This window comes from Mesorhizobium sp. M2C.T.Ca.TU.002.02.1.1 (genome assembly GCF_003997225.1).
Genome location: NZ_RZTO01000307.1, coordinates 1 through 6,552, shown reverse-complemented (window position 1 = coordinate 6,552; position 6,552 = coordinate 1). Strand labels below are relative to the sequence as shown.

At 65.5% G+C, this 6,552-nt stretch carries 6 protein-coding genes; 3 read left to right on the top strand and 3 right to left on the bottom strand.

Annotated elements, in window-relative coordinates:
* The 3 genes from EOD07_RS17440 to EOD07_RS17430 form a co-directional block, all read left to right on the top strand.
* Window positions 1-665 (top strand): glycosyltransferase (locus tag EOD07_RS17440; RefSeq protein ID WP_164772310.1); only part of this gene is annotated, 665 nt, incomplete at its 5' end.
* A 76-nt stretch (window positions 666-741) separates the two neighbouring features.
* Window positions 742-1,527 (top strand): ThuA domain-containing protein, encoded by a 786-nt coding sequence (locus EOD07_RS17435; protein ID WP_040988357.1) that lies wholly within the window; start codon window positions 742-744, stop codon window positions 1,525-1,527.
* 103 nt (window positions 1,528-1,630) lie between these two features.
* The gene (locus EOD07_RS17430; RefSeq protein WP_127236350.1) at window positions 1,631-2,689 is read left to right on the top strand and encodes a Gfo/Idh/MocA family oxidoreductase; all 1,059 of its coding nucleotides are present in this window, start codon (window positions 1,631-1,633) and stop codon (window positions 2,687-2,689) included.
* Window positions 2,690-2,932: 243 nt separating this feature from the next.
* On the opposite strand, the gene EOD07_RS17420 is transcribed toward EOD07_RS17430, so the two are convergent.
* The 3 genes from EOD07_RS17420 to EOD07_RS17410 form a co-directional block, all read right to left on the bottom strand.
* On the bottom strand, window positions 2,933-3,652 hold the full coding sequence (locus EOD07_RS17420) for a 3-keto-5-aminohexanoate cleavage protein (protein ID WP_127236349.1): 720 nt from the start codon (window positions 3,650-3,652) through the stop codon (window positions 2,933-2,935).
* Window positions 3,653-3,822: 170 nt separating this feature from the next.
* A complete protein-coding gene (locus tag EOD07_RS17415; protein WP_040988460.1) occupies window positions 3,823-4,755 on the bottom strand; it encodes a dimethylarginine dimethylaminohydrolase family protein in 933 nt (310 codons plus the stop codon).
* A 31-nt stretch (window positions 4,756-4,786) separates the two neighbouring features.
* Window positions 4,787-6,382: an amidohydrolase gene (locus EOD07_RS17410; RefSeq protein ID WP_164772309.1), complete on the bottom strand. Its 1,596-nt coding sequence runs from the start codon at window positions 6,380-6,382 to the stop codon at window positions 4,787-4,789.
* Between the last annotated feature and the right edge of the window lie 170 nt (window positions 6,383-6,552).

The window sequence follows — 6,552 nt, the reverse complement described above, 5'->3', positions numbered from 1 at the left end:
CCCCGGTGCAAAATGTCCGGGACTATGTCTATGGCAATCCCGTCCTGCTCGCCTGCGATCCGACACTGGGCCCGTGGCTGCCCTCGGACCTGATCGATGCCGTGCAGACCGGCGCCTTCATCCTGCCGGATGAACGGCCCCTCCCCGACGGGCTGGAGGCTTTCCTGAATGCAGGCCCGCCGCCGGTCCATGTCGGCTTCGGCTCGATAGCGGTGGCCAAAGAAGCCGGCAGCGCCGCCATCGCGGCGATCCGCGCCAAGGGCCTCCGCACGGTGCTCGCGCAGGGCTGGGCCGAGTTGGCCCTCATCGACGATGGCGACGATTGCTTCGCCGTCGGCGAGATCAATCAGCAGGCGCTGTTCGGCCGCGTCGCCGCCGTCATCCACCATGGCGGCGCCGGCACGACCATCGCCGCCGCGCGGGCGGGAGCGCCGCAGGTGATCGTGCCGCAGATCGGCGACCAGCCCTATTGGGCGCGGCGGGTGGCGGAGTTGGGCATCGGGGCCGCGCATGACGGCGCGGTGCCTACGGCGGCCTCGCTGTCAGCGGCGCTGGAGATGGCATTGGCGCCGAAGGTTCCGGCGCGTGCCCGTGCCCTTGCCGGCAAGGTTCGCGCGAATGGAGCCGATGTCGCGGCGAAATGGCTGGCGGACAGGATGAGGTGAAAGGCCTTCCAATATACCCCGAACGCTTTATGAATGGCCGTCGGGCGGCTCCACCCCAATCATCACGAGGCAATCTATGACTATTCGCGCTGTCGTCTGGGGCGAGAACATCCATGAGCGGACCAATGAGGTGGTCGCCGGCATCTATCCGGAAGGCATGCACGCGACCATCGCCAAGGCCCTGAACGCCGATAAGGCAATCTCCGCTTCGACCGCAACGCTGGAGCAGCCGGAGCACGGCCTGCCGGAAGCCCGTCTTGCGGAAACCGACGTGCTGGTCTGGTGGGGCCACAAGGACCATGGCGCGGTGGCCGACGAGGTGGTCGAGCGTGTCGCAAAGCGCGTCTGGGAAGGAATGGGGCTGATCGTGCTCCATTCCGGGCACTTCTCGAAGATCTTCAAGCGGCTGATGGGCACGCCCTGCACGCTGAAATGGCGCGAGGCCGGCGAGCGCGAGCGGCTGTGGGTGACGAGCCCCAGCCATCCGATCGCCGAAGGCGTCGGCGACTATTTCGAACTGGAGAACGAGGAGATGTATGGCGAGCAGTTCGCCGTGCCGGAGCCGCTGGAGACCGTCTTCATATCCTGGTTCCAGGGCGGTGAGGTGTTCCGCTCCGGGCTGACCTACCGGCGCGGCGCCGGCAATGTCTTCTACTTCCGCCCTGGACATGAAACCTATCCGACCTATCACGACGCTACCGTACAGAAGGTGCTGCGCAACGCAGTGAAGTGGGCGGTGAACCCACAAGGGTCGAATCCCGCCATCCTCAATGCGCCGAACGTGCCGGTCGAGAAGGCGCTGGAGCCGATCGAGGAGCGCGGGCCCAAGCTGCATGCGCACGGCGAGGCCGGCTTCCGCTAAAAAAGGCCCTCTCGGCTTCCGTTGGGATTGCGCGGAAACAGTGCCTGGGTCACATTCGCCTCACATTATTGAATCGAACCAAAATCGCTCAAAGGAGCAGAAAATGCGGCTTTTGATACTCGGCACCGGCTGGATGGCGCAGGAACATGCCCGCCGCTTCGGCGCCATCGAGGGCGTCGACATCGTCGGCGCGGTCGACGTCGATGCGGCTCGCGTCGGCGAATACGCCGACACCTACAAAATCCCGAAACGCTTCACCTCGCTGGAGGCGGCGCTCGACTGGGGCGATTTCGACGCGGTCGCCAATGTCACGCCGGACCGCATCCATCATCCGACCACCATGGCGCTGATTAACGCCGGCAAGCCGGTGCTGTGCGAGAAGCCGCTGGCCGAGAATTTCGGCAAGGCGAACGAAATGGCCGATGCGGCGGAAGCCGCCGGCATCGTCAACATGGTCAACCTCACCTATCGCAACGTCGCCGCGCTGCAGAAGGCGCGCCAGATGGTGCAGGCCGGCGAGATCGGCACGGTGCGCCATGTCGAGGCATCCTACCTGCAGAGCTGGCTGGTATCGAAATTCTGGGGCGACTGGCGCACCGATCCGAAATGGCTGTGGCGGCTGTCGCGCGGCCACGGTTCCAACGGCGTGCTCGGCGACGTTGGCATCCATATCCTCGATTTTGCCAGCTATGGCGCGGCGCTCGACATCGACCATGTGTTCTGCCGGCTGCGCGCCTTCGACAAGGCGCCGGGCAACCGCATCGGCGAATACCAGCTCGACGCCAATGACAGCTTCGCCATGACGCTCGATTTCGCCAACGGCGCCTTCGGCGTGGTGCATGCCAGCCGCTGGGCCACCGGCCATATCAACGAACTCAGGCTGCGCATTTATGGCGACAAGGGCGGCATCGAGGTGGTGCACAATCTCGACGGCTCGCTCCTCAAGGCTTGCGCTGGCGCAAATGTCGAGAATGCCAAATGGGAGGAGCTCGACGCCGGCACGGTACCGACCAACTACCAGCGCTTCGTCGAGGCGGTGAAGAGCGGCGTGCAGACCGAACCGACTTTCCGCCACGCAGCGGGCCTGCAGAAGGTGCTGGACCTTGCCGTGGTGTCGGATGAGAAACGGGCGGAGTTGAGGGCCCACGCGGATACGCAATGAGGTTTCGCGGGATGCAGGGAAGCGCTGCGTTCTACGGCGCCCCCCTCTGTCCTGCCGGACATCTCCCCCACAGGGGGGGAGATTAGCAGCTTCGCGGCTGCGCTCTTCCTTAGACTGGACGCTGACAATTGGCTTAGACGCTGATGATTGGCGAAAGCCGGCGCGACATCGATCTCCCCCCTTGTGGGGGAGATGGCCGGCAGGCCAGAGGGGGGCGCTGTCCCGCCGGCCTCACCATTTTTACTAAGAGTGATAGATCCCGACCGCCGCCGCAACCAGCGCTGCATTCCCATCGGCCACGCTGCCGTCCGGCAATTCCTTGCCGTCCTCCAGCCCGACCCGCGTCGACAACTTCCTTGCCGCCGCTCGCTCGACAAACGGCCACACGGTCGCGTTCTCGCCATGCAGCAATATCGAGCGGCGGATGCTGGCGCGCTCCAGCACCGTCTCGATGCCGTCGGCGACGGCGAAGGCCTGATCAATGGTCTGCTCGGAAATCTCGATCAGCACACGCAGCACCCGGCCGCCATGGTCGAGGCCGACCAGGCGCTCGGCATCGGCGACGGATGCCAGCCCCGCCTCGATGCCGATGCCGCGCTGGCGCAGGCTTTCCATGACGATCGGCGCCGCAGTCTCGCTGAGATTGACGGAGGCGTAGTCGGGCAGCTCGCGCCATCCGGAGATGGCGACCAGCGTGCGCAGATCGTCCTTCTCGATCCAGGCGCCGGTGGAGACGCCGATCAGCGTGCCCGGGCAGGCGCGGCGCAGTGCCGCGACCGTCCTGTCCATCGCTTCCGGCGCCAAGCTTTCTTGGCCATCGACGCCGCGCGCATGGACATGCAGTTCGGCCGCGCCCGCAGCGATCGAGGCGGCTGCGTCGCGCGCCATCGCCTCAGGATCGAGTGGCAATGCTGGATGGAAATCGGCGGGGCGGGCGCCGTTGATGCAGGCCTGGACGATCATCTTTGCGGCAATCCTGTTTCGGCTGGCGGGAGCCTAGCGCAGGGCAAGGATGATCGGAACGGATATGGCGAAGTCTCCTGACAGGCCGGACCTGCAAATAGAAAATCCTCCTGGCCCGACGGCCAGGGGGATAAGCGTTCCCCTTCGGTGGTCTCGGACTTGAAAGCCCGTTACGCCGGCACGCGCTTCAGCGCCTGCGCCATGCAGTGGATGCCGCCGCCGGTCTTGGAGATCTCGCTCATGTCGACAGCCGCGACCTCGAAGCCTTGCGCCTTCAGCTTCTCGATCAGCGTCTTGCTGGAGGTCGGCGCGATCACCCTGTCCTTGCCGAGCGACATGAAGTTGCAGCCGAGCGCCATCGTGTCCTGGAAGGGCACGTCGATGATCTCGTGGCCCTTGCCCTTCAGCCAGTCGACGATGCCGGGCTCGGTGCAGGCGAGGCAGACGGCGGTAAGCTTTTCGGCGATCGGCACGACCATCAGGTCGATATGGACGTAATATTCGTCGATGAAGGCAAGCCGCGTCTCCCAGCCTTCCTTCTCGAACCAGTCCTGCACCTGGCGGGCGCCTTCTTCCTGCGTGCGCGCGCCGCCGCAGCCGATCAGCACCACGCCCTCCTCGATGACGTTGAAGTCGCCGCCCTCGAAGGTGCCGGCCGTCACCATGTCGTAGATCGGGATGCCGAGCTTCTCATAGGTGCGGATGGCGGCGTAGTTCTCGCCGCGCCGCCACCAGTTGGCCATGGCGGTGATGAAGGCGCCGTAAGGCGTCATGACGCTGGAGTCGCGCGAATAGACCTGCATCGGCAGTTCCGGCGTCGGCTCGTGCCAGTGGATGTTGACGCCGAAATGCTCATAGGCCGCGACGAGGTCCTTGTGCTGCGCCTGGGCGATCTGGACGTTGCAGGGCGCCTCGCGCAGATGTTTCCTCGACAGGGAGCTGGTCGACAGGTGCCGCAGGAAATTGGGCGAACCGAGTAGCACGTCGGTCAGGACATCGGTTTCGTTGGCGAAGCCCCAGGCGGTGAGCGGCTTGGTGCCGCCATTGGGGTTGCGGCGCTGCAGCGAGAACGGCTCGGCGACGATGCGGTCATGGACGGTCATGGAGTTCTCCTCTGGAATGTTCTGTTGATGATCATGCGGTGGAAGCGGCCGGGATCCACCAGTCGCGCCCGCGCGGCGTGGTGACATATTCCGGCCAGCGGAAATTGATCGGCGGTTCGTAGTCGCAAAGCGGCGCGATCCAGTTCGAGCCGCCGACGCCGCCGCCGGTTCTCCTGACGAACTCATCCATGGCGGCGTCGCGCGCAGCCTTGTCTTCCAGCAGGCGCAGCGCGGTCAACGCGATCGTCTTGGCGGCGCAGGTGACCATCGGATCGATGGTGGCGGAAATGCCGCCCAGCGCATTCATCACCCACGCCGGATAGGTATGGCCCTTGGCCGCGCGCAGCGCCGGACGGGCGACGTAGAAGCGCGACGTCGGCGCGTGCCAGCTCATGTCGGTGTAGTCGTCGGAGGTGGAGTTCACCTGCGAGGGCGGCAGGTCGCGGCGCAGGATCGCTTCGGCCTCTTGCGGCGAAATCAGCCGCTCCAGTTCGTCGATGAAGGGATTCTCGGTCGCCTCGCCGCCGGCATTGACCTGGACCTCGCGGGCAATCGCCCTCGCCTCTTCGCTCCAGCGTGGAGCACCAACGGCGGAAAGCGCCTGATAGGTGATGTCGGCCATGGCGTGGTTGGCGAGACCGGGCCGCGACTTCGATACCCAGTGGCGCTCGTAGCGGCAGCCGCTCATCCTCGCAGCGGCTTCGGCGTTGCGGTCGAGCACGGCAGTGACCTGCTCGGCCATGCCAATGGTCGGCACGCGGATCATATACTGGATCTCGGCCAGGCCGGCCGGGAGATTGTCGGCGGTCGCCTGGCCTGCCGTCAGGATCGCCTCGCTGATCGACCAGCCGCCCTGATGCGTCAGCATGGAATCGCGCAGGGCCTTGGAGGCCATGTACATCATCATCAGCGCGTCGTTGGCGCCGGGCGCCCTGACCGCCGAATGCGCCTGCGGGATGGGTGCTGCGTCGCTTGCCGCGCGGGTCCAGTTCTCTGGCTCGTCGCAGACGAAGCGGTAGATCATCGAATAGGCGGCGCCGCAATGCGTGTCCCAGCGCGCCGTATTGCAGAGCGGCAGCATATAGAAGGGATGGAAGGAGATCATGCCGGCGAGGCCGTCATAATAGCCCTTTGCCGCGTGGATCGGCTTCGAGCCCCTCACCTTCTCCGCCGGCTCGCCGGTGAAGCGCAGCGTGCCCTTGATGCCGTGCTCCAGCATCGCCGCCTTGGTGGCGAGCAACCCGCCGAGGCTGCCGATGCCGAGACCCGAATGCGGATCGGTGTGGCCGCCTGCCTCAAAGCCCAGACCGGACCGCGGCCGCTTCACCGTCGCGGCGTCCTGGCAATTGCCGGGCACGGCGTCGTACTCGCCATACATGCCGATCACCGGCCCGTCGCCATTCGTCCAGTGGGCGCAGAAGGCGGTCGGCATGCCGCCCGAGCCTTCCTCGACCGAAAAGCCTTCGCGCTTCAGCCGCTCCACATACCAGGCGGCCGACTGGTACTCGCGCCAGGCGGTCTCGCCGAAGTCGAAGATGGTGCGTGTCCAGGCCGACAACAGCGGCTGGATGCTGTCGATCGTGGCAAGCGCGGTTTCCTGCGCCGAGGTCGTCACCGGTTTGTCCATGCCTCAAAGAAAGCAGTGAAGCGGCTCCTCAAAAAGTGATATGTTTTCCCGGCTCGTGCAAATTCGGTTCACCTGAGGTCTCTTGCGAATACCGTCCACGCAGGCGCTGCGCGCCCTCGACAGTTTTGCCCGTCACGGCAGCGTGTGGCGCGCCGCCGACGAGCTTCACC